22 protein-coding genes and 1 pseudogene are annotated in these 23,127 nt (G+C 58.1%); 6 read left to right on the top strand and 17 right to left on the bottom strand.

What is annotated here, in order from left to right; genetic code table 11:
- Positions 1-217 precede the first annotated feature (217 nt).
- The gene (locus tag K7H94_RS09155; RefSeq protein WP_166718979.1) at positions 218-1,312 is read right to left on the bottom strand and encodes an oxidoreductase; all 1,095 of its coding nucleotides are present in this window, start codon (positions 1,310-1,312) and stop codon (positions 218-220) included.
- Positions 1,313-1,414: 102 nt separating this feature from the next.
- Here K7H94_RS09155 and K7H94_RS09150 point away from each other — a divergent pair, with 102 nt between their 5' ends.
- Positions 1,415-2,308: a LysR family transcriptional regulator gene (locus tag K7H94_RS09150; protein ID WP_088517157.1), complete on the top strand. Its 894-nt coding sequence runs from the start codon at positions 1,415-1,417 to the stop codon at positions 2,306-2,308.
- Between the two features lie 527 nt (positions 2,309-2,835).
- On the opposite strand, the gene K7H94_RS09145 is transcribed toward K7H94_RS09150, so the two are convergent.
- From K7H94_RS09145 to K7H94_RS09075, 15 genes are all read right to left on the bottom strand, one after another.
- Positions 2,836-4,131 (bottom strand): PQQ-dependent sugar dehydrogenase, encoded by a 1,296-nt coding sequence (locus tag K7H94_RS09145; RefSeq protein WP_215800082.1) that lies wholly within the window; start codon positions 4,129-4,131, stop codon positions 2,836-2,838.
- Positions 4,128-4,550 carry a DUF2231 domain-containing protein gene (locus K7H94_RS09140; protein ID WP_136547638.1) on the bottom strand — a complete coding sequence of 141 codons (423 nt, stop codon included), beginning with the start codon at positions 4,548-4,550 and terminating at the stop codon, positions 4,128-4,130. Before K7H94_RS09140 ends, K7H94_RS09145 begins: the two co-directional genes overlap by 4 nt.
- Before the next feature lie 115 nt (positions 4,551-4,665).
- Positions 4,666-5,502 (bottom strand): MBL fold metallo-hydrolase, encoded by an 837-nt coding sequence (locus tag K7H94_RS09135; protein ID WP_211726161.1) that lies wholly within the window; start codon positions 5,500-5,502, stop codon positions 4,666-4,668.
- 255 nt (positions 5,503-5,757) lie between these two features.
- On the bottom strand, positions 5,758-6,261 hold the full coding sequence (locus K7H94_RS09130) for a thioredoxin domain-containing protein (RefSeq protein WP_222951998.1): 504 nt from the start codon (positions 6,259-6,261) through the stop codon (positions 5,758-5,760).
- Positions 6,258-6,980: a DsbA family protein gene (locus tag K7H94_RS09125; RefSeq protein ID WP_141495602.1), complete on the bottom strand. Its 723-nt coding sequence runs from the start codon at positions 6,978-6,980 to the stop codon at positions 6,258-6,260. Before K7H94_RS09125 ends, K7H94_RS09130 begins: the two co-directional genes overlap by 4 nt.
- Positions 6,980-8,983 carry a protein-disulfide reductase DsbD family protein gene (locus K7H94_RS09120; protein WP_222951997.1) on the bottom strand — a complete coding sequence of 668 codons (2,004 nt, stop codon included), beginning with the start codon at positions 8,981-8,983 and terminating at the stop codon, positions 6,980-6,982. The genes K7H94_RS09125 and K7H94_RS09120 overlap by 1 nt, the downstream gene beginning before the upstream one ends.
- A gap of 49 nt (positions 8,984-9,032) precedes the next feature.
- Positions 9,033-9,383, bottom strand: coding sequence for a hypothetical protein (locus tag K7H94_RS09115; protein WP_058758599.1), 351 nt, complete (start codon positions 9,381-9,383; stop codon positions 9,033-9,035).
- Between the two features lie 120 nt (positions 9,384-9,503).
- A complete protein-coding gene (gene pqqF, locus K7H94_RS09110; RefSeq protein WP_222951996.1) occupies positions 9,504-11,828 on the bottom strand; it encodes a pyrroloquinoline quinone biosynthesis protein PqqF in 2,325 nt (774 codons plus the stop codon).
- Positions 11,828-12,970, bottom strand: a complete 1,143-nt coding sequence (pqqE, locus tag K7H94_RS09105) for a pyrroloquinoline quinone biosynthesis protein PqqE (RefSeq protein ID WP_222951995.1) — start codon at positions 12,968-12,970, stop codon at positions 11,828-11,830. Before pqqE ends, pqqF begins: the two co-directional genes overlap by 1 nt.
- Complete coding sequence (gene pqqD, locus K7H94_RS09100) at positions 12,957-13,235, bottom strand: pyrroloquinoline quinone biosynthesis peptide chaperone PqqD (RefSeq protein ID WP_021505975.1); 279 nt, start codon at positions 13,233-13,235, stop codon at positions 12,957-12,959. Before pqqD ends, pqqE begins: the two co-directional genes overlap by 14 nt.
- Before the next feature lie 4 nt (positions 13,236-13,239).
- The gene (gene pqqC, locus K7H94_RS09095) at positions 13,240-13,995 is read right to left on the bottom strand and encodes a pyrroloquinoline-quinone synthase PqqC (protein ID WP_222951994.1); all 756 of its coding nucleotides are present in this window, start codon (positions 13,993-13,995) and stop codon (positions 13,240-13,242) included.
- Positions 13,992-14,918 (bottom strand): pyrroloquinoline quinone biosynthesis protein PqqB, encoded by a 927-nt coding sequence (pqqB, locus tag K7H94_RS09090; protein WP_021505973.1) that lies wholly within the window; start codon positions 14,916-14,918, stop codon positions 13,992-13,994. The genes pqqC and pqqB overlap by 4 nt, the downstream gene beginning before the upstream one ends.
- 55 nt (positions 14,919-14,973) lie before the next feature.
- Positions 14,974-15,045 (bottom strand): pyrroloquinoline quinone precursor peptide PqqA, encoded by a 72-nt coding sequence (gene pqqA / locus K7H94_RS09085; RefSeq protein WP_010617686.1) that lies wholly within the window; start codon positions 15,043-15,045, stop codon positions 14,974-14,976.
- A 149-nt stretch (positions 15,046-15,194) separates the two neighbouring features.
- Complete coding sequence (locus K7H94_RS09080) at positions 15,195-16,214, bottom strand: dipeptidase (RefSeq protein ID WP_245001415.1); 1,020 nt, start codon at positions 16,212-16,214, stop codon at positions 15,195-15,197.
- A gap of 83 nt (positions 16,215-16,297) precedes the next feature.
- The gene (locus K7H94_RS09075; RefSeq protein WP_222951992.1) at positions 16,298-17,227 is read right to left on the bottom strand and encodes an ABC transporter substrate-binding protein; all 930 of its coding nucleotides are present in this window, start codon (positions 17,225-17,227) and stop codon (positions 16,298-16,300) included.
- Between the two features lie 399 nt (positions 17,228-17,626).
- On the opposite strand from K7H94_RS09075, the gene sapA reads away from it, so the two are divergent.
- The 5 genes and pseudogenes from sapA to K7H94_RS09055 all read left to right on the top strand — a co-directional run bounded on the left by sapA (position 17,627) and on the right by K7H94_RS09055 (position 22,875).
- Complete coding sequence (gene sapA, locus K7H94_RS09070; protein ID WP_222951991.1) at positions 17,627-19,249, top strand: ABC transporter substrate-binding protein SapA; 1,623 nt, start codon at positions 17,627-17,629, stop codon at positions 19,247-19,249.
- 2 nt (positions 19,250-19,251) lie between these two features.
- Positions 19,252-20,217, top strand: a complete 966-nt coding sequence (sapB, locus tag K7H94_RS09065) for a putrescine export ABC transporter permease SapB (RefSeq protein WP_222951990.1) — start codon at positions 19,252-19,254, stop codon at positions 20,215-20,217.
- A 411-nt stretch (positions 20,218-20,628) separates the two neighbouring features.
- A complete protein-coding gene (locus tag K7H94_RS09060; protein WP_222951989.1) occupies positions 20,629-21,639 on the top strand; it encodes a hypothetical protein in 1,011 nt (336 codons plus the stop codon).
- Between the two features lie 554 nt (positions 21,640-22,193).
- Positions 22,194-22,496, top strand: a pseudogene (locus tag K7H94_RS22995) (hypothetical protein); the annotation flags it as partial.
- Positions 22,486-22,875 (top strand): hypothetical protein, encoded by a 390-nt coding sequence (locus K7H94_RS09055; protein ID WP_222951988.1) that lies wholly within the window; start codon positions 22,486-22,488, stop codon positions 22,873-22,875. The pseudogene K7H94_RS22995 and the gene K7H94_RS09055, both read left to right, overlap by 11 nt.
- A 39-nt stretch (positions 22,876-22,914) precedes the next feature.
- Here the strand turns inward: K7H94_RS09055 and K7H94_RS09050 are convergent, their stop codons facing one another.
- Entirely contained in the window at positions 22,915-23,118 is a 204-nt protein-coding gene (locus K7H94_RS09050) for a hypothetical protein (protein WP_420874728.1), read from the bottom strand.
- Positions 23,119-23,127 lie beyond the last annotated feature (9 nt).

Genomic DNA, 23,127 nt, shown 5'->3' with positions numbered 1-23,127 from the left:
CTATGCCGTTTATAACTGTTACCCATGTGCCCGGTCTAAAGTGTTACCTATGTGGCCGGTTTGTACCTCAATGCGCACCCTACAAAATCACACACTATTGCTGCTGGTGCGCAGCATTACGCAACCGACAAAACCCCATATCATTGTTGCTGGTGCGCGGGCAGGCGTCTTTCACCGTTGTGGCAGAGTTGCCATGGATGGCGACCGAAAACGGCGGTTATGCCAGCTCGCTGTTTTTAACATCCGCGGACGGTGCCAGCAGGTTTTGATCGAAGGCGCGCAGCGGCTGGCCGTGGCGAACGCGCTGTGGCCAGTCCGGATTGGCCAGCGCGCTTTTGCCCAGCGCCACATAATCTGCGCCCTGATACAACGCCATGCCGGCGCGTTCGGCATCTGACAGCGATCCGTTGATCACCACCGGCAACTGTGGCGCAGCCTGGCGCGCCAGCTGTAGCAGCGACTCCGTCGCGTCCGCGAACGCCGGCTGCAGCGCATCGTGCTCGGTCAGATGCAGATAATCGATGCCTGAGTCAGCCAACAGCGCAAATACCTGGCGTGCTCCGGCAGCGCCCTCCTGCCATTTATGCGTAAAATCATTCACTTTCCCCTGAGAAATCCGCACGCCCAGTGTGACGTTGGCACCGATGCGCTGACGCACCGCGGCAATCACCTCCCGCGTCAGCGTCAGTCTTGCGATAATATCGCCGCCCCAGCGGTCGCTGCGCTGGTTGGTGTAATCGGTAAAGAACTGATCGAGCAGATAACCGTTGGCCGCGTGAATTTCAATGCCGTCAAAACCGGCTGCCTCAATGGCGCGCGCCGCGCTGTCAGCAAAGGCGTCAATCACCTGCTCAATCTGTTCATCGCTCATGGCGCGCGGCAACGGATAAGCGCCGTGGCCATGGTAAAACCGCAGTTGTTCGCCACGTGGCGGGATCGCCGAAGGCGCCAGCGTATCGCGCCGGTAAATATTGCCCTGCGATATCGCACCGGCGTGCATCAGCTGTGCAATGATTTTGCTGCCGTGCTGGTGCACGCTGTTGGTGATGGCCCGCCAGCCGGCGATCTGCTGGCGATTGACCAGCCCGGCCTGAAAAGCGTAAGTCTGTGACCAGGCTTCATCGATGTAGAGACCTTCGGTGATTATCGCGCCAAAGCCACCGCGGGCAAAACGCGTGTAGTACTGCTGCATACGCTCGCCCGGGACACCGTCTACGCTGGCGGAGATGCGCGTCATCGGTGCCACCATCAGGCGATTGGTTAAATCGAGGTGGTTAAGCGTACTGCTCTGAAACAGGTGTTTGTCGGACATTTGGCGCTCTGAAATAAATTATCATCAGGAGCCATTATAGTGAGTCGCCATTGTGGCAAAAATGACCGATTATGATACGTCTGCTTAACGGAAACCGTTACAATGAACTCCCGGGATATTGATGTTTTTCTGATGGTGTCGCAAACCCGCAGCCTGACGCAGGCGGCGCGGCGGCTCGGCACCACCACTATGACCGTGTCGCGCCGGCTGGCCTCACTGGAGGAAGATCTCGGCGTACGGCTGCTGCATCGCACCACGCGCGCCATTGCCCTTACCGATGAAGGCGAAGAATTTCTTCCCTATGCCAGAACGCTGGCCGAGACCGAACAGAGCGCACGCAACCTGTTCGCGCCCGATAAACAGGGGGCCACCGGCCAGCTGCGCATCACCGCGCCTACGGGGTTTGGCCGCCGCACCATCATTCCGCTGCTGCCGTCACTGATGGAGCAAAACCCCGGGCTGCGCGTTGAGTTTCAGCTCAGCGACGATGTCACGGACATTGTCGGGCTGGGCTTTGATGTCGCGATTCGCATCGCCCCGCTACGCGATTCCCGCCTGGTGGCACACCGTCTGGCCGACAACCCGCGCCGGCTGTGTGCGGCTCCGGGCTATCTGCAACGCTTCGGCACGCCGCGTCATCTGGCGGATCTGCATCAACACCACTGTCTGCGCCTGTCGAATGTGGTCCAGTGGAGTTTTATGGTGGACGGTCATCTCTCCAGCCTGAGCGTTGACGGGCGCTTCAGCGGCAGCAATGTCGAAGGGGTGCGTGCGCTGTGCGTGGCCGGCAGCGGCATCGCGCAGCTTTCTGAATGGGATGTGCGGGAAGAGCTGGCATCCGGCGAACTGGTGGCGCTGGAGCTGGAGGACGCGCAGCCGCAGATGCTGGGCGTGTGGGCGCTGTTTCCCACCACGCGCCACCTGCCGGCGCGCGTTAGCGTGTTTGTTGCGGCGCTCAGACAGGCGATGCAACAGCAAAGCCGGCCAGGCGAGTAACGCGGGCGTACGAAAAAAGGCGGAGGGGTGAGCTCCGCCTTGTTTCAAGTTCCGGTCAGTGCGCCTGACCGGTCAGTTGCAAAAGGGCAACGATGATTTGCAGGATCACCCGGACCAGGTCCAGGAGTAATCGAACAAGTTCCATCACTTTCCTTCTCCTCTGACAGGAGCGCGCTGTTCAGCTTTCGGGGCCCTGACTCTACCCGCCGACCGCCTAAGCACATCTGTGAGGAGCGCTGAGCGGCACTCATTGTGAAAGCCACAGGCCAGCACCACCTGAAACCTGCCGGGGTTTGACTATCCGCGCCCCTGGAGTCATCAGAAAACAATAAGCATCCGCCGCGCTCAACACCTGTATAACCATACAGTATTTTAGCGAAACTTGAAATCTTTCGCTGCACATTTTATCATTCCTTTTGTGAGGAGTGCTGAGCACCCCGTTCCGAGCGCGGTTACCAGCCGGGTGACGAACATAAAAAAAGGATTTGGCGACCTGGCCAAATCCTTTTTTATTGCCTGCGATGACCCTACTGTGCGGCGCTGATACGCCAGATCGCGTTGCCGGCATCGTCGGCAATCAACACCCCGCCCTGATTATCCGTCGCCAGCCCTACCGGCAAACCGCGTACCTGCTTCTGATCGTCGGTGAGGAATCCTGACACCACCGTCTGCGGTTGCCCGACCGGTTTGCCGTTTTCAAATTTCACCCAAATCACTTTATAGCCGTTGAGCGGCGTGCGGTTCCAGCTACCGTGTTCACTAATGAACGCGCCGCCGCGGTACTGCGGCATATTCTCCGCACCATAGAACAGCAGGCCGAGCGGTGCCACGTGTGAGCTCAGCGCATAGTCCGGCTTGATGGCTTTCGCCACCAGATCCGGCCGCTGCGGCTGCGCGCGCTCGTCGACGTGCTGACCAAAGTAGCTGTACGGCCAGCCGTAGAAACCTTTGTCCTGCACGGAGGTCAGGTAATCCGGCACCAGATCCGACCCGATTTCGTCACGCTCGTTGGCGATGGCCCACAGCTTGCCGCTTTGCGGCTCCCACTGCAGGCCGGTAGGATTGCGGATGCCGCTGGCATAAATGCGGCTGGCACCGGTTGCGGCGTCCACTTCCCACACCGCCGCGCGGCCATACTCTGCGCCGATACCGTTCTCGGTGATGTTACTGTTGGAGCCGACACCGACGTACAGTTTGCTGCCGTCCGGACTGGCGAGCAGCGCTTTGGTCCAGTGGTGATTCAGCTCACCGCCCGGCAGCGACGTCACCTCTTCCGGCGGCGTACGGATTTCGGTTTCGCCGGTCTGGTAAGGGAATTTCACCAGGCTGTCGGCGTTAGCCACATACAGCGTATTGCCAATCAGCTGCATGCCAAACGGCGCATTGAGGTTTTCGATAAACCGGTGCTGTTCCCACTTGCCGTTTACGTTGCGCAGCAGCGTGATGCGGTTGCCGCCCGGGCCACCTTTGCCGGAAGATTTCTGCACCAGGCTCATGATCAATTCTTTCGGTGCCGTGACCGGGTTTTTCACCCCGTTGGCTTCTGCCACCAGCACGTCGCCATTCGGCAGCACATACAGCTGACGCGGGTGCATCAGGCTGGCCGGGATTTTCTCGATCTTCAGGCCGTCGGCCACTTTTGGTGTCTCGCCCTCTTTCCACGCGGTGCCTTCCGGCACCTGCATCGGCGGCATAAAGAAGTTTTTAGCCTGCGGCAGCTGCGGATCAGGGCCGATTTGCCGTTGCGGATCGAGGTCCGATCCGCTGTCGCAGGCGCTCAGCAGTACCGCAATCCCCAGCGCACTCATAACACGAAATTTCATGGGCGACCTCCCTGTAAACGACGCTCGCGCAGCGCCAGCTGCAGATTCGCTATCAGCAACAGCACCACCACCAGGGTGGAGAGCGTCACGCCCATCGGCACCACTGCATAGGCATCGCGGCTGTGAATGAATGCGTTAACGATGGCCAGCACGATTGCCAGCAGCGACAGCCAGAAATGGGTTTTCTCTGCGGCAGGTGCGCCACGGAATAAATGAATCAGGCTGATTAGTCGCGGCACAATCGCCAGCACCAGCCCGATGGCTATCAGCCAGCTGGCGGCTTTAGTCCACATGACGATGAAGGTTTGCAGATAGATAATATCAAACAGCCAGGCAGCAAAGAAAAAGCCCAGCGGCAATGGCTCAAGCAGGGTAAACAGCGTCACGCCAACAACCGAGCGTCCCGAGGTATGGTACATCGCACTCTCCCTATCACAGTTTTTCCAGGCGAGAGCGATCCGGCCAGGCATCGCTTCGCACGCCTGAGAAATATTAGTAAAGATAAAGAGTCATGCGCATAGCCCGCACAAAAAGTTAACCGTGCCGACGGAACTGGTTCAGTTCCTGTGCGTCGTGGCTGCAGAACAGTTGCACCTCTTGCGCGTGCTGCAGTGACAGCTCACGCAGCCGCTGCTGATTGCTGTGCCAGGCGGCGCGGTCACTGCACATCAGGCGCTGATAGGCGCGCAGGCCCGGCGTACAGTGGCGCTGGCTGTGGTACATTTCACCGCGATAAAACCAGGCGTCGCCGCCATGCAGCAGCCAGCCGCCCTGGTGACGAATCGCCACGCCCGCATGGCCCAGCGTATGTCCCGGCAGCGGCACCAGCAGAATCTCATCGCTGAGATCGTCGACCGCCTTCACCGCATCAAAGCCATACCAGCGCTCGCCGCCGCTGGCGTAACCGCGCCAGCCATCGTGCGCAGTCCACTGCTGCGGGCGAAACCGCTGACGCGCCAGCCAGCTGCTATCGCCCGCCTGGGTTACGGTATCCAGTTCACGCTGCAGCAGATGAATGCGGGCGGCCGGAAAATCACTGATGCCGCCGGCGTGGTCAAAATCGAGGTGGGTCAGAATAATGTGGCGCACCTCTTCCGGGCGAAAACCCAGCAGCTGAATCTGTGCCAGCGCGCTGAGCTGCTCGTTATAGCGAATATTATTTAGCGCGCGGAAAAAGCCCGACAGGCGGCGGTCAGGATGGCGCATATCCTGCGTGCCCAGACCGGTATCCACGAGGATTAAACCGTGACGGTCAGTTTCCAGCAGTAAGCAGTGGCACACCAGTTCAGCAAACGGACCTTTGCTGAAACCATCGAATAACGCGCCACCGAGCGGGCACATGCAGCCACAGTTGAGGTGATGAATTCGCATTGTTCTCCCCCAAAATAAAATGGCGCGAGCGCGCCGTTATTAAATAAATAAAAAAGTGATTTAACATATATGTGCCATGATGATGCTAATTGCAAATAAACCAGAAACATCCATCTATCACTTTATTTATTACTTATTTAATTTCAATGCATTGATATATTTTGTGCGGATTTTGAATCAGCAAAAAAATAACCGCAGCGCAAGGTTATTCACGCTACGGTTATTTAACGCGGTCGGTTAACCGTTAATGATTAATCAGGCAGCGCGCGCCGCCCACCACAGGCGCAGCTTCAGCCCCCAGCTGCTGGTCCAGCCGCTGCTGGTGCTGACCACCTTGCCCTGATGCAGCACGATGAACGTCGGCGTGGCGCTGATTTGCCAGCGCTGTCCCAGCGCCCCGCTTTCATCATTGACGGCGAGTCCCCGCACTCCTTTTTTATCCAGCCAGGTGGCGACGCGCGCATCGCTGCCGGATCGCAGAGCCACACTGACCACCTGTGTGCCGTGCTGACTGAGCGCGGCCACAGTCGGTGTGGTGAGTTTGCACACGCCACACCAGCTGGCCCAGACGTAAACCAGCACCGGCCGCTGCTGGCTCAGCTTCGCCAGGTTCACCTCGCCCTGCAGCGCGCTGAGCGGCTGCCGGGCCACATCCGTGGGCAGCTGCGGTGCACGCAGCCAGTCCATGGCCAGCAGCAGCGCCGCTGCCATCAGCAACAACAGCACGCCTTCGCGCAGCCAGCGCGTTACCCGGCTCATGGCTTAGCCTGCAGCGCACCTTTCACCGCGGCTTCCAGCTGTGCATAAGGCACTGCCCCGCTGATCAGCTGATTGCCAACCAGCGTGGCGGGCGTACCCTGCACACCCAGCTGCTGCGCCAGCGTCAGGTTGAGGTTGATAGTATCGAGGCTGGCGGTGCTCGGCGCCGACAGGCTGATGCCACTTTTGTCCAGCGCGGCGGCGATGCTGGCTTCATCATGGTTGCCTTTCTTTGCCATCAGCCGTTCATGCAGCTTAAGAAAGTTATTCGGCTGCTGCTCCCACACCGTCAGCGCCAGACGCGCCGAACTGAGCGAGCTTTCAGCGCGGTAAGGCAGCGGCTTCAGTACCACGGCCACCTGCGGATAGTTGTGCAGCAGTTTTTCGATATCCGCCTCAAACTTTTTGCAAAAGACGCAGTTGTAGTCGGTGAAATAGACCAGCGTCAGTGCCGGTTTTTTGGCACCGATGCGCGGTGAGCCGGCATCGTTAAACAGCGCCGCGCGGTTTTTTTCTACCATCTGCGCGACCACGTTTTGCTGCTGGCGCGCGGCTTCTTTATCAAATGCGTCGGCAGCTTCTGCCAGAATCGCCGGATTTTGCACCAGGGTTTCGCGAATCAGCTGTTTGATGCGCGCCTCCTGCTCGGGGGTAAATGGCGCGGCGGCCAGGGCGGGTGCCGCCAGTAACATCAGCGAAAGTAACAGGGATTTTTTCATCATTTTTTTGCCTCAGAGAGTGTTGAAATCACCGCATCACGACTTAATAACGGCGATAAAATCTGGCCGTGCGGCAGTGCCGGGCCATAAATCTGGTTAAAGGGGATCGCTACGCGATCGCGGCGGCGCAGGAACTCGCCGATGGCCGGATCCGGTTGTGTCCAGTCACCGCGCAGCAGCACCACATCCTCTGCGCCGAGGGCGGCACGCACGTCAGGCTGATTCAGCACCCGTGATTTATTCACTTTGCAGGTGATGCACCAGTCAGCGGTGACATCGACGAAGACGCGCTTATCCTGCTCAAGCGCCTGATTGATGGCGGCTTCGGTCAGCGGTTGCCATACCAGCGATTCCTCTTCCGGGGAGAGGCGCGTCAGCAGTAACAGCGCGCCCGCCAGCGTCACGGTAATGAACACCAGACCTGCCTGCGGCAGCGCGCGGCGTGCGATTAGCCAGCCCGTCAGCGCCAGCATAAGGATGGCCGCCAGCAGAATGGCGACGGTGCTGCCCCAGTGAGGAATCAGCAGCGTCACCAGCCACAGCGTTGCCAGCAGCATCAGCAGCCCCAGCAGCGTGCGCAGATGCAGCATCCAGCGCCCCGGGCGCGGCAGGCAGCGCGCCATACCCGGCAGGGCCGCAACCAGCAGCCACGGCAGACTCATGCCGACGCCGAGCGCGACAAACAGCAGCCACAGCTGCGGCAGCGGCGCGGTCAGCGCATAGGCGACGGCGGTGCCAAGAAACGGTGCGCTGCACGGCGTCGCCAGCAGCGTGGCAAAGGCCCCCTGGCCAAAATGTCCTGCCAGACCGGCACCGCCGTGCGTCGCCAGCCGGGTAGTCAGGCCGGAAGGCAGTCGAAAATGCAGCAGATCGAACAGACTGGCGCTGAACAGGAACATCACCAGCACCATCACCAGCAGAAAGCCGCTGCTCTGAAACTGAATGCCCCAGCCCAGCGCCTGACCGCTGAGCCGTAGCACGGTCATCAGCAGCGCCAGCAGCAGGAAAGAGAACAGAATACCGGCGCTGGACGCGAGAAACTGCTGACGCGTCTGGCGTTGCGTCTGTCCCTGCTGCTGCACCAGGCTGCTCAGTTTGATTGCCAGAACCGGCAGCACGCAGGGCATCAGGTTGAGAATCAGCCCGCCGAGCAGCGCCAGCAGCACTACCGACCACAGCGTGGCGTTCCCGGCGGAGGGAGAAAACAGCGGCTGATGACCAAGGGTCAGCTGGCTTTGCTGAGCGATACCGGCGTCAGCGATAACCAGCGACAGCGCTTTACCGCGCAGGTCCGGCGCAGCCTCGCCCCATTCATCGGTCACCGCCACGCGGGCCGTCAGCGTCTCGCCCTGCACGCTGATTTGCGGCGCCGCCAGCATGCTGCCTTGCGGATAATCAAAGAACAGTTCTGGCTGCTGCCAGCCCTGCTGACGCTGCGCCCGGATTTGCAGCGTGCCATCAACGAAGCTGGCATCAAGCTGATCGGTCAGCCCGCTGTCAGCCGGGATCTGCCCCATCGCCTGGGCGAAATCACGTGCAAAATCCGGACTGGCGGGCTGCGAGAGATCGAGCTGGAACGGAAAGTCCGTCAGGATGCAGACGTCGCTACAGGTGGACAGCGTCAGCGTGCCGGCCAGCGTGCCCAGCGGGGCAGATTCGAGCACGATGGGCAGCGTAACGTTGCCTTTGTAGCCCTGCGTGGTGAGGCCGCTGACGTCAAAGCGCGCTGGCACTGGCCACGACCAGCGGGCGTTGATATCCGGCGTTTGCCAGCGGATTTCCGGCGCGACGCCGCCTTCGCCCGGCGAGCGCCAGTAGGTTTTCCAGCCCGGCTGCAGGCGAATATCCAGCAGCAGTTGCAGGTGATCGCCCTGCGGCGCGGCGCGCAGGCGCACTTCAGCATGGCTATTTTGCGCGTTGCGCAGCCAGCCGGTATCGGCGGCTTGCACGGTCAGCGCGCAGCTCGCCACAAGGAGCAGCAGGCTCCTGATCAGGAATGTCATAATCGTTTCTCCGGTGAATAACAGGGTTTACGCGGTGGAACGCGTGGTGTTATTCCCGGAAGACGCAGAGCGTGAGATGGCGCCGTCGCAGCGGCACAAACAGCGGTTCACGCCGCCAGACGGTAGCAGACGAAGTCTGAAATAGCGTGGCGATCAACGCGAGCAGCAGTACGAGGAACGGCAGCGCGGTATCAAGCAGCGGCGCGCTGCCGCTGAGTGACTTAGCGCCCAGCGCACAGGGTTTATCACTGCTGGCACCGTCATCAACGGCGGCGCTGTGAGCAGTAATGCTAACGACAGGCTGGGTCGGGAGATTGAAGCTGCGCTGGACGAGACAAAATGCCAGCACCAGACAAACCAGTGCCAGAATCCATTTTGCGCGTTGGGGCGATATCGTCATGCCACAGCCTCAGAGAAAAGTGCGGCCAGTTTATGCAAAAGCAGCAGAAACACCAACCCCTGCTGTGTAAACTTTTGTCTTTATGCCAGCGGGAGCAGGCTGACTGCAGAGAGGGAGAAATTATTCACGTTGATTAATCAGTAAACGCCAGCGGCGGCGTTCGCGCAGCAGGCGCTGATGCAGCCGCTGCAGCTGGGGTAACGTGAGCGCGGCGACCGCTTCTGGCGTAAGCACCGGCAGTCCCTGCTGTTTTCGCAGTGCCTCACTGGCGGCGTCGGCGTTCTGGTGTGGCTGGCACTGCGCCAGCAGCGTTGCCTGCCAGCCCCGCAGCGTTTCATCGTTGATGGCGGCGAGTTCACTCACCATGTCGCGCAAAAACGCTTTGCAGTGTTGCAGCAGTGTACGCCAGCCAATGGACGGTGATTGCAGCGCCAGCTGCAGTCCATCCACATCCGCCACGCGCTGGTAGCGCGCTGACACCACATAGCCAATCTGTTGCCCGACCCGCAGGCGCTGAAAGAAGCGTGGTTCAAACATCAGCGCCAGCGCACGCAGCGCCGCGAGGCTGGCATCATCGGCAGCGGGCAGCGGAATAAACAGCAACAAGGCCTGATCGTTCGCCGCACAGCGCAGCGCGCTGACGCCGTGCTGTAGTGTAGCCGCGCGCGCCGGCGCAGGCTGAGTCCGGACCACCTCGCTCAGCCCGTGCGCGGCGTGCAGACTGACGCTTTCGCTGTGGCCGCACCAGGCGGCCTGCCATGCAGGATGCGCAGCCGGGGCCAGCAGCTGCTGCGGTAGCGCTTCCAGCAACTGACGAATCACAATACTTTGTGCAGCGCGGTGCGGTTGCGGCAGCACCGGCGCATTCAGCGCCGCCAGCACGCCAGGCAGCTGTTGCAGCGCGGGCATTGCATCGTCAGGCAGATCAATCACCAGTTGCCAGACGCCCTGCTGCTGTTGCCAGCGTCCGCTGCCACCGGCATGGCGCAGTGCGGCCAGCCGTGGGCGCAGCTGCTGCTGCCAGCTTAACGCCGCCTCGTCACTCAGGGTGTGATAAAACGCCGGGCGCACCAGCAGCATTTCCCGCGGCTGCACCGGATTTGCGCGCAGTAACGGCGCGCAATTTGCCGGGAGTTCCGGCAAATGCAGGGCGTCAGCGCACGGATAAAATGACCAGTTAACCGGCGTGACCGGGCCAGCCGCAGTCTGTGGCCATGGCGCGCGCTGCAGACAGAATCCCTGCGTGGTATAAGGCGCGGCGGACAGCTGTCGCTGCGTCAGCAGCCGCGTACACGAGGCCTGTGGCAGTGCGGCGATAAAACCGGTGAAATCTGCGGGAATGTCAGCTGATGGCGCCGATCCCAGCGCCCGTCCGCGCAGCTGCGTCAGCGGCGACAGCGCAGCGAAATCCTGCTGTGCCAGTTGCAAATAGTGGCGATGTTGCGCTGGCGTGGCGGCGCGCACCGCACGCAGATGCTGCCAGAAGAGCTGTTCAATGCGTCTTGCCGCCGACGCTGACAGCGCTGGCGCACTGAAGCGCAACGCCAGCCAGCTATGATCGGCGTTCTGCCACAGCCATTCACACTGCAGCGATGCGCACAGTTGCTCGCTGCGCAGCTGCGCCATCAGGCTGCCAGGGGCTTCATCCTGCCAGAAAGTCTCCAGCAATGTGACGTTGTCACGCAAAGCGTTTTCTTCGCCGGTGATAAACAGGCTAAGCCAGAATGACTCTTCATCGGCAAGCTGGATGAGCGTTTCAACTGGCTCCGGCGCGGAAATGGCTGGCAATAAGGAGTGCGCCGCACCGCCTGACTGGCGAACAGCAAACGCCTCAGCCAGCTGCTGTAATTCATCCAGCGATTGCGGTCCGCTCAGCCACAGCCGCTGGTTGGCGGCGACGAAATGCTGCTGATGAAATAGCCGTAGCGCCTGCTGCAGCTCCGTTACGTTGTCACCAAAAGTCGCCGCACTCCCGACGCGAAAGCGGCGCAGTGCGCCACCGGCCGCGTCGAGCAGCGCTGCTTCACTCAGCGTTTCGGCATGATGCCGCAGCAGCTGATATTCTGCCTCAATGACCGCCGCTTCCTGTGTAATCGCCGTACCGGTCAGCAGTGGCGCAGCCAGCATATCTGCCAGCCTTGCCACGCCCGCCGCCAGCGCCTGCGCCGGCAGCTGGAAGAACCAGGCACTGCGGCTGAGTTGCGTGGTGGCATTCACCTGACCACCCTGTTGCTGCAGCCACGGCATCAGGCGCTCATCGCCGGTAAAGCCCGCGCTGCCGCAAAACAGCAGATGTTCCAGCAGATGCGCCAGGCCGGGCCAGCGATCGGGTTCGTGCAGGCTGCCCGCGCCGACGCGCACCAGCGCCGCGCTTTCCCGCGCGTCGGGCTGGTGCGACAGATGACAGCGCAGACCGTTAGCCAGCGTCAGGCTGCGTTCGCACATCAGGTGACCCGCTGTTTGAAAATCAGCTCAGAATTGCTGCGGTTACGGAACTGCAGCTGGGCGATTTTGATATCGCTGCAGCTGGCTTCGCGGCGTGCCTCAAGAATTTTTCCATGATGCGGCGACTTGCTGCACACCGGGTCGGTGTTGTCGGCATCGCCGGTCAGCATGTATGCCTGGCAGCGGCAACCGCCGAAATCTTTCTCTTTCTCATCGCATGAGCGGCACGGTTCCGGCATCCAGTCGAAGCCGCGATAGCGATTGAAGCCAAACGAGTTGTACCAGATATCCTCCAGGTTCTGCTCCAGCACTGAAGGGAACTGCACCGGCAGCTGGCGCGCACTGTGACAGGGTAACGCCGTACCTTCCGGCGTCACGCTGAGAAATATCGATCCCCAACCGCCCATACAGGGTTTGGGCCGCTCTTCGTAGTAATCCGGCGTGACGAACAGCAGATTGGTGAGATTACCGCTGCTGCCCATGCGCTCACGGTAGCGCGCAACCACCGCTTCGGCGCGGGCAATCTGCTCGCGCGTTGGCAGTAATCCCTGACGGTTAAGATGCGCCCAGCCGTAGAACTGACAGGTGGCCAGCTCGACATCATCCGCCTCCAGCTCGATACACAGATCGATGACTTTATCGATCTGGTCGATGTTATGGCGGTGCAGCACGAAGTTTAGCACCATCGGGTAGCCGTGCTTTTTCACCGCTTTTGCCATCGCCAGCTTCTGCTGAAACGCCTTCTGCGAACCGGCCAGCGCGGCGTTCAGCGTTTCATCGCTCGCCTGGAAACTGATCTGGATGTGATCCAGCCCGGCGTCGGCGAAGGCATCGAGCTTTTTCTCCGTCAGGCCAATGCCGGAGGTGATCAGGTTGGTGTAAAAGCCCAGATCGCGCGCGGCGCGAATCAGCTCCGGCAGATCTTTGCGCGTCAGCGGTTCACCACCGGAAAACCCCAGCTGCACGCTGCCCATGGCGCGTGCCTGGCGGAACACCTCAATCCACTGTTCGGTGCTCAGCTCCTGTTCCTGCTGGGAGAAATCCAGCGGGTTCGAGCAGTAAGGGCACTGCAGCGGGCAGCGATAAGTCAGCTCCGCCAGCAGCCACAGCGGCGCATTCACGCCAGGTTTATTCGGGTTCACGACACTGGATCCACTTCTGTTCAATGGCCGATTGCAGGAAGTCTTTGACGTCATCATCGACACCACCCGCCTCCGGAAAACGCGCATTGAGCGTGGCGATAATGGCCGCCACATCCTGCTTGCCGGTCACCAGTTCCAGAATGGCGGCAGCGGTTTCATTCAGCTTCGCCATCCCTTCCGGGTAAAGCACCACGTGGCTGTCCTGCGCGGCTTCCCACTGCAGACGATAGCCGCGGCGAAACGCCGGAATCAGAGTCTCTTTCATGTGATTACACCAGTCTTGTACTGTGCCAGGCGACCTGATCGGTCACCGTGTGGTACGGCGGACGCTGCAGCGCGTATGCCATGGTCATGGCATCCAGCATGGTCCAGAGAATGTCGAGTTTAAACTGCAGGATCTCCAGCATACGGTTCTGCTGCTCAGCGCTGGTAAAGACCTCCAGCGCCAGCGCCAGGCCGTGTTCCACATCGCGGTTCGCCTGGCTCAGGCGGCTGCGGAAGTAGAAATAGCCTTCCTCTTTGATCCACGGATAGTGCTGCGGCCAGCTGTCGAGGCGCGACTGGTGAATCTGCGGGGCAAACAGCTCGGTGAGCGAGCTGCACGCCGCTTCATGCCAGTTGGCGCGACGCGCAAAGTTGACATAGGCATCAACGGCAAACCGTACGCCCGGCAACACCAGCTTCTCTGACAGCAAGACTTTGCGATCGAGACCAACCGCTTCTCCCAGCTGCAGCCAGGCTTCAATGCCGCCTTCCTCACCGTTACGACCGTCGTGATCGAGGATACGCTGTACCCATTTACGGCGCGTTGCCGGATCCGGACAGTTGGCCATGATCGCCGCATCTTTCAGCGGAATATTGGTCTGATAGTAAAAACGGTTTGCCACCCAGCCCTGAATCTGCTCGCGCGTCGCGGCACCGTTGTGCATCGCGATATGGTAAGGATGATGAATATGGTAATACGCGCCTTTGGCACGCAGCGCCTGTTCAAAGGCTTCGGGTGACAACGCCTCGGTAATGATCACGATGCGGACTCCTGCAAATGAATCGCCATGCCGTCCCAGCTCACTTCAATGCCCTGCTGCGTCAGGAACTGGCGCTGCGGCGAATGCTCGTTGAGAATCGGATTGGTGTTGTTAATGTGAATCAGAATTTTGCGTCTGGCCGGCAGCGCGGCCAGCAGCGCCATCAGCCCCTGCTCTTCCGCCAGCGCCAGATGGCCCATGGCTTTGCCGGTATTTTTGCCGACGCCAGTGGTCAGCAGCTCATCATCCTGCCACACGGTGCCGTCGATCAGCAGGCAGTCGGCTTTTTGCAGCCACGGCATAATCACTGCATCCGGTTCGCCGAGGCCTGGCGCATACAGCAGCGTCTGCCCGCTGGCAGTGTTTTCGATAAACAGCGCCACGTTATGTCCCGGCAGCGGACGATCGCGATACGGCGAATACGGTGGCGCATTGCTGAGAATCGGAATGGCGGTGAATTGCAGGCTGGCGCAGACGTCAACGCGAAACGGCTCAAGCGGCGTGAGCGCACGATGCTGCAGGCCGCCGTTCCAGTGCTGCAGCATGGTAAAAATCGGGAAGCCGCTGGTGAGGTCGGCATGCACTTCCGGCGTGCACCATACCTGATGCGGACAGCCCTCACGCAGGCTCAGCAGACCGGTGGTGTGATCGATCTGGCTGTCCGTCAAAATAATGCTGCCAATTGCCGTTCCGCGCAGCACGCCGTGTTTCACCAGTTCCGGTGTCCGGGCAATTTGCTGGCTGATGTCCGGCGAAGCGTTGCACAGCACCCAGTCGGTACCGTTATCGCTGACAATGATTGAGGATTGGGTGCGCGCCTGCGCCTGGAGCGTGCCGTTACGCAGCCCGCTGCAGTTGGCGCAGTTACAGTTCCACTGCGGAAAGCCACCGCCAGCCGCCGAACCGAGGACTTTAATAAACATGTGAAGGACCGAAGCAGGAAAAGAAAATGCCCGCACGAACGGCGGGCAGGACGTCTTAGCGGTTGGAGATGTACAGCGTTACTTCCAGGCCCAGACGCAGGTCAACAAACTCAGGTTTTTTCCACATAATATTCTTCCTCATAGTCTTAAAACGCAGAGCAGGCTCTGCTAAAAACATTGCGACAGAAACAAAGCTTCCGCCAGCAATGGATAACGCGGGGCGATGTTGCGCCAATGTAGCGAGCAGATCAACCCTGATTGCGTAAGGAAATACACTTACGCCTGCCAGATTTGGTGCAATACCCGCTGCCAGTTGCCCCAGGCAAGTTGTTCCAGCAATGCCTGATCATAGTTGAGACTGCGCATCAGCGCATACAGCCGCGGCAAACCGGTGACATCTTTAAGCTCTGCGGGCACGCTGATGCCGTCAAAATCCGACCCCAGCGCGACGTGATCGCTTCCCATAATAGTCATCAGATGCTCACAGTGTTTAACAATTTCGATCAAGCCGCCATCATCGTCGCGCTTACCGTCGGCGCGCAGAAAGGCGTTGCCGAAATTAATGCCGACCACGCCACCGCTATCGCGAATCGCCCGCAGCTGGTCGTCGGTAAGGTTGCGCGGCTGCGCGCACAGCGCGTGCGCATTCGAGTGGCTGGCGACCAGCGGCGCGGATGAGAGCCGGGCCGTGTCCCAGAACGCTTTTTCATTCATGTGCGACACATCGATCATCATGCGCTGCTGATTCGCCAGCGCGATCAGCCGCTCGCCGTCTGCGGTCAGTCCCGGACCGCTATCCGGCGAACCGGGAAACGCGCCGGTGACGCCAGCGCCAAAGCGATTTTCCAGATTCCAGAACGGACCGATGCTGCGCACGCCCGCCTGCCAGAAGGCGGCAAGATCGGCGCCGTCGCCGTCAAAACCGTCCGCGCCCTCAATGTGCGCCACCATCGCCAGCACGCCGTCGCGCCGGCAGGCGGCGATATCGGCGGTGCTGAGGCACAGGCGCGCCCGGCCGTCAGAACGGGCAACCAGCGTTTTGAGAATCTCCAGCTGCTGCCACAGGATCTCCAGCGGCTGCCAGGCTTCACCGGCCAGGTGCGGCGCCACTTCGCTGACGTAGCGCTGCGGCGGCACAAACAGCGCAAACAATCCGCCGGCAAAGCCGCCCTGCTGCATGCGCGGAAAATCGAGATGTCCTTTTTCGATACCGGTAAAGAAGGCAGCGGCCGGATCGTCGCGATGATGCAACCACAGGTTGAGCAACAGGTCATTATGACCATCAAAGGTTTTGATTAACATTGGGTTATCCGCCACGGATTTGATGCCGCCATGCTACGCGCATCCCGCCTGTTCGCCAAATACCGGCGCACAAAGGGTTACTGCTGTGCCACCTGCAGACCGCGATAAAAGGTCGGCTTGACATCGAGTGGCTGAGCAATCAGGCCGTACTTTTGATAAAAGTCGGCAGTTTCCTGCTGCTGTTGTACAGTGTGGTCGTCAATGCTCTGCCAGTGTGACTGACGTCGGGCAAAAGATTTGGCGGCAGCCTCCTGAGGAAAACCGATGATTTTCGCCAGCCTGGCGGAATACGCCTCAACGTGGCGATTGGCCCAGCGGTCAGCGGCCGCCAGCCGGTTAATATAATCCTGCAGCGCCGCACGTTTACTGGCGTCACTCAGTGCCGCATCGGTGGCGGCGAGGAAGCTGTTGCCGCTGGAGAGCCCCACGCCGTTGATCAGCACGTGCCCGGTATGCGTTACTTCTGCCAGCGCGGTGTAAGGATCCCAGGTTGCCCACGCATCGACGGAACCACTCGCCAGCGCAATGCGCGCATCGGCAGGCGTGAGAAAGCGCCAGCTGACCGCTTTATCGCTCAGCCCGGCACTTTCCAGCGCTTTCAGCGCGATAAAATGACCGATCGACCCGCGCCCGGTAGCGATGCGTTTACCGCGCAGATCCCGCGGCGTTTTGATGGGTGAGTCCGGCGCAACCAGCACCGCCAGCCCGGTCGGGGTGGATTTGCTGACGGCCACCGCTTTAACCTGCGAACCTGCGGCCAGCGAGAACAGCAACGGCGCATCACCAATAATACCGGCATCAACCGCCCCGGCATTCAGGGCTTCGGCCAGCGGAGCGGCGGCCGGAAATTCCGCCCATTCGATACGGTAGGAGAGATCGTTGAGCTGCTGCGCTGCTTCCAGCTCGGCGCGCATGTTGCCCTTTTGATCGGCAATGCGCAGGGTAACGCCGTGTGCCGCGACGCTGCCGCTGGCCAGTAACAGCATCGTTAAAGTCACTCTTTTCATTATCATTTCTCTGCAGATGAAAAGCCCAGACTACCCTGCGCGTAACAAATGACCGATGCCGATTTCGCATGAGGATTGCCGGAAGGAACATAACGACGCGCGGCTGACGATGGCGCAAAAAAAAGCCCGCAACACGAGGTGCGGGCAACGTAATACTGGAAGCAATGTGAGCAATGTCGTGCTCTTCTTCGGTAGAGCCACCGTCGAAGCGCAGAAGAATAATAATCATTCCTATTATCATCTGTAAAGCTCTAATTGAGAATTTTTCTCATTTCCACACTAAGGTTGTGCTTACCCCCGTCGCCCGCTGGGTAAAAAAAGCGCAGATACGCGGCGGATTTGGGGAGTACGCTTGCTTTGCGATACACTCTCGCTATTGCCCGAGAATCGTTGAGTTCTATGCCAAAATTATTCCCCGCGCTGCTGCTTGGTCTCAGCGTCCTGAGTGCCTCTGCGCTCGCCGCGCCCGCGGACTCTATCCGCCACAGCGGCTTTGTCTATTGCGTCAACGGCACGGTTAACACCTTCAACCCGCAGATGGTCAGCAGCGGGCTGGTGGTCGATACGCTGGCGGCACAGTTGTATGACCGCCTGCTCGACGTCGACCCTTATACCTATCGCCTGATCCCCGATCTGGCGCAGAGCTGGGAAGTGCGCGATAACGGCGCGACTTACCGCTTTCATTTACGCAAAGATGTTTCGTTCCAGCACACCAACTGGTTTACGCCGACGCGCAAAATGAACGCCGACGATGTGGTCTTTAGCTTTGCCCGCATGTTTGATCGCCAGCATCCGTGGCATAACGTCAACGGCGGCAGCTATCCCTACTTCGACAGCCTGCAGTTTGCCGACTCGGTGCAGAGCGTGAAGAAGCTGGATAACGATACGGTAGAGATCCGCCTCAACAGCCCGGACGCCTCGTTCCTGTGGCATATCGCCACCCATTACGCGCCGGTGCTGTCGCAGGAGTACGCCAGCCAGCTGAGCGCGGCAGGCCAGCAGGAACAGCTGGATCGCCAGCCGGTGGGCACCGGCCCGTTCCAGCTGAGTGAGTACCGCACCGGGCAATATCTGCGTCTGGCGCGCAATCCGCACTACTGGAAAGGCGTGCCGCGTCTGCAACAGGTGGTGATCGACCTCGGCGTGGGCGGCACTGGCCGCCTGTCGAAATTGCTGACCGGCGAGTGTGACGTACTGGCCTACCCGGCCGCCAGCCAGCTGTCGATTCTGCGCGACGATCCGCGCCTGCGCATGACGCTGCGTCCGGGCATGAACATCGCCTATCTGGCGTTTAACACCCGCAAACCGCCGCTCGACCGTCCGGAAGTGCGCCACGCGCTGGCGCTGGCGATCAACAACGAACGTCTGATGGAGTCGATTTATTACGGCACGGCGGAAACCGCAGCCTCGATTCTGCCACGCGCCTCGTGGGCTTACGATAATGATGCGCGCGTGACGGAATACAATCCGGCAAAAGCGCGTGAGGCACTAAAAGCGCTGGGCATTGAAGATTTGCATCTGCGTCTGGTGGTGCCGATCACCTCGATGTCGTGGAACCCCAGCCCGCTCAAAACCGCCGAGCTGTTGCAGGCGGATCTGGCGCAGGTGGGCGTGCGCGTCACCATCGCGCCGGTCGAGGGACGTTTTCAGGAAGCACAGCTGATGGCCATGAATCACGATTTGACCCTGACCGGCTGGGCCACCGACAGTAACGATCCGGACAGTTTCTTCCGCCCGTTGCTGAGCTGCGCGGCAATTCGTTCGCAGACCAATTACGCGCACTGGTGTTCGCCCGCGTTTGATGAGGCGCTGCAGCGCGCGCTGCTGTCGCAGCAGTTGTCGGCGCGTATCGACAGCTACGATCGCGCCCAGCAGATGCTGGCGCAGGCGCTGCCGGTGCTGCCGCTGGCGTCGTCGCTGCGCCTGCAGGCTTACCGGCACGATATTAAAGGTCTGGTGCTGAGTCCCTTCGGTAATGCCTCGTTCGCCGGGGTTTACCGCGATGAGCACGGCGAGGAGTAAGCATGATCATCTATCTGTTGCGTCGCCTGCTGTTGTTGATCATCACCCTGCTCTTACTCTCGCTGGTGAGTTTTAGCCTGAGCTATTTCACGCCTAACGCGCCGCTGGAAGGCGCCTCGCTGTTCGATGCCTGGTGGTTCTGGTTTAAAGGGCTGCTGCAGTTTGATTTCGGTGTTTCCAGCACCAACGGTCAGGCAATTGATATACAGCTGCGCGAGGTGTTTCCCGCCACGCTGGAACTGTGCGTGCTGGCGTTTATGCTGGCGCTGCTGGTCGGTATTCCGCTCGGTATCTGCGCCGGCGTGATGCGCAATAAATGGCAGGATAAAGCCATCAGCGCGCTGGCGCTGCTCGGCTTCTCAATGCCGGTGTTCTGGCTGGCACTGCTGTTTACCCTGCTGTTTTCGCTGACGCTGGGCTGGCTGCCGGTTTCCGGCCGTTTCGACCTGCTCTATCCGGTGCAGAACATTACTGGTTTTGCCCTGATTGACGCCTGGCTTAGCCCTTCACCGTGGCGGCACGAGATGCTCGTCAGCGCGCTGACGCATCTGATTCTGCCGGTGATCGTGCTGGCCGTGGCACCGACCACTGAAGTGATTCGCCTGCTGCGCACCAGCACCAGCGACGTGATGGATAAAAATTATGTCAAGGCAGCGGCAACGCGCGGCTTGTCGCGCTTCACCGTGATTCGCCGTCACGTGTTGCACAACGCACTGCCGCCGGTGATCCCGCGTCTTGGCCTGCAATTCTCCACCATGCTGACGCTGGCGATGATCACCGAAGTGGTGTTCAACTGGCCCGGACTGGGGCGCTGGCTGATTAACGCCATCCGTCAGCAGGATTACGCGGCGATCTCCGCAGGCGTGATGGTGGTTGGCGGGCTGGTGATTCTGGTCAACGTACTGTCGGATATTATCGGTGCGGCGCTCAATCCGCTGAAACACAAGGAGTGGTATGCCCTCAGATAGAGTTTTACTTTAGATAAAAAGCATTATATATCAATATAATGCATGAAATGACTCAGCAAAATTATAATTATAGCACTCTGCAATGGACACATTATTATGCTTTGGCAGCTGCGGCGATGAGTGACTAACACCCTGGTAAATAACCAGCTCTGCACAATAAGCTGTGCAGAGTTTAATATTCGGTGGAAAGTTAAAGGCCGCAGGCTGGAGTAGAGCTTTCAAATCATAGGTATCAGATTATGGATGAAGCGGATTTGCGAGATTTCGAATGTTATGTTTCAGTGCGTGGTGACCACACATAGCAGGTTACAACTCTTTTTGCGTAACGCAGTGGAATTATTTATATTATTGAAAGCTTTATTGGACGCGTCTCACTTAAGCTTGTTACACCAATAGTTGGAGAATGGAATCATGGCTCGTAACATCGCCCCCGGATATTGTGTAGTAGAACGCGCCGGATCTCTGGATTATCAGGCAAGGGAGATCTTCAGGGACATTCGCAGCCCAGCCGTAAACATGTTTATGCAACTAAATGCCGATACGCCCTGGTTAAGGCCGGGACAGATACTGATTGTAGCTGACCCGGATACACCCGCCCCTCTAACCATGCAGGCACTCACAACATTAAAACAGGCAAAATCACGCACTAATAATGCATTAATCGGCGTTAATGTCGAAGAAGCCGGTTTTATGCAAAAGCACTACGGCATGATTGCGGCGCTAACCAGTGCCGGAGATAAAATTTTCGGAACCGCCGGAGATGCCGGTGAAAAATATTTCAATGCCATTGAGCAGACGCTAAAGAAAATTGAGGCAAGTTATCAGAATCAGTTTCGCACTCAGGGAACGCTGATTGGACAGCAGTTTTTTGTCGAGCGAAATCAGTTGCTGAATCAATTAAAAGAACTTGTAAATAAGCCCCTACTCAAAAACCTGGCTCGTTACTCCATTAAGTTTCAGCAATATGAAAATATGAAACGTGCCCTGAACTTGTCCAGCCGTTCGATTGTTCACGAGTGGTCGACGGTGGGTATAGGCGCTATACCAGGATATTCCTATTATGTAGGCAATGCAGCTAAAGCCGCCAGATTCATGAAAATGGGAGGTTTTATTGGCATTGGATTTTCTTTTGCTGGGACCACAAATGATGTGGTGGATGCTTGCAGTAAAGGCCGGGAAGGTGAATGTGGGAAAATTGCGGTTAAAGACTATTCAAAATTTGCGTTTACAACAGGTGGGGGCATGCTGGGTGGCGTATGGGGTAGTTCTGCCGCATTAGCTGGTTGTGCTGCTATAGGAATTGTAACAGCGGGTGCTGGAGGGGTTGCATGCGCAGTTGTTGGTTCAGTCGCCGGTGGTTATGTAGGAAGCACAGGGGCAGAGACAATACTCAACAAAGTAATAGACCATTATGATAACTAATAAAATATTGGCTGGCTCATCATTGTTTTTTGGGGCTTTAGGCTGCGTCCTTCTAATCGTGTCACTTGTCGTTTACATCTTTAAAAGACAGGATTACACTAATTTAGTATCCTCTTATCAAGAAAGGTATAAATTACCTGCCCCTTGCACATTCTATTATATGACTGGATTTTTTGGGGCATTCCCCGTCATTAGATTTTTTATAAGATTAAGCCAAAAGAAAAAAATGAGCTACATTAACTTAAACGATCCCGCTTATTCCTTTTTTGATGACGGAAAAATGAAAATACGTAAGTGGATGAAACTTTATTCTTTTCTTTGGCTCACTGCTACCGCATGTTATGTGTTATTTGCTATTTTTGGCCTGCTTTTGCCATGATACTTCAATGGTCCCTATAAGAGCCAAAGTATAGAATCAATCCATCTCCAGACTGACATCACTTTAGTCGGCATGTCAGTGAGCGCGCCTGTGCCCTTTACATCCATCTTGCCGGTTGACACGGTTTCGTTGGTGTTACAGATGTGCGTATCAAGGATCACATAGCAGTTGTGCTGGCCTTTCTTTTGCTGGGACCACGAATGAAGTGTTGGATGCCTGCAGTAGAGGCCAGTATGGGAATGTGGGAAAATTGCTGTAAGAGACTACTCAAAATTTATAGTTGGCACTGCCGGAGGAGTAGTTGGAGGTGCATATGGCGGTGCTGCAATGGCCGGTGTTTGTGCTGCTGTAGGTATTGCTACCGTGGGTGTAGGTGGGGTGGCATGTGCTGTTGTAGGATCTGTAGCAGGTGGTTACCTTGGCAGCACTGGTGCAGAAGCGATCGTCAATAAAGTAACAGAGCTACTATGATAACTGATAAATTATTAGCGAGCACATCATTATTTTTTGGCTTAGTGGGTAGTGGGCTGATATTTTTTTCATTTCTTGTCTATGTGGCAAAAAGAAAAGACTATTATAAACTAATCTCTTCTTACAGCATGAAATATAAATTCCCCGCCCCTTGTTCTTTCTATTACATGGTGGGATTTTTTGGTGCATTTCCGGTTATACGGTTTTTTATAAAGCTGAGCCAGATGAAGAAAATATTTCTTATGGACATTAATGACCCGGCATACGCCTTCTTTGATGATGAAAACATCAAAATACCCCGCTGGATGAAGCTTTTTTCTGCACTGTGGTTTGCAGCTACGGCATGTTTCATCGTTTTCGCTTTTGTCGGTCTCCTGTTACCATAATAATTAAAGGCCCACCTCAGGGCCTTTTCTCAGTCCCAGCTATCCATCTTCAGCCTGACATCCAGCATCGCCAGGCAGCCTTCCATGAACTCTTTTGCAATCTGGAAATTTATCCGGGCACATTTGCTTCAGCCGGCTCATACAGGAATCGATTATAAGAGCTTCATTTTCTTTGCAACTGATACCGGGGGCGCTTTCCGGAAGCACACATTTAAAACCAGCCATTGTTGATGGACAGCCAATGTCGCTTTC

The sequence above is a fragment of the Pantoea dispersa genome (assembly GCF_019890955.1).
In the GTDB taxonomy this organism is placed as follows: Bacteria; Pseudomonadota; Gammaproteobacteria; order Enterobacterales; family Enterobacteriaceae; genus Pantoea; species Pantoea dispersa.
This window is presented reverse-complemented; position numbering and strand designations above follow the sequence as displayed.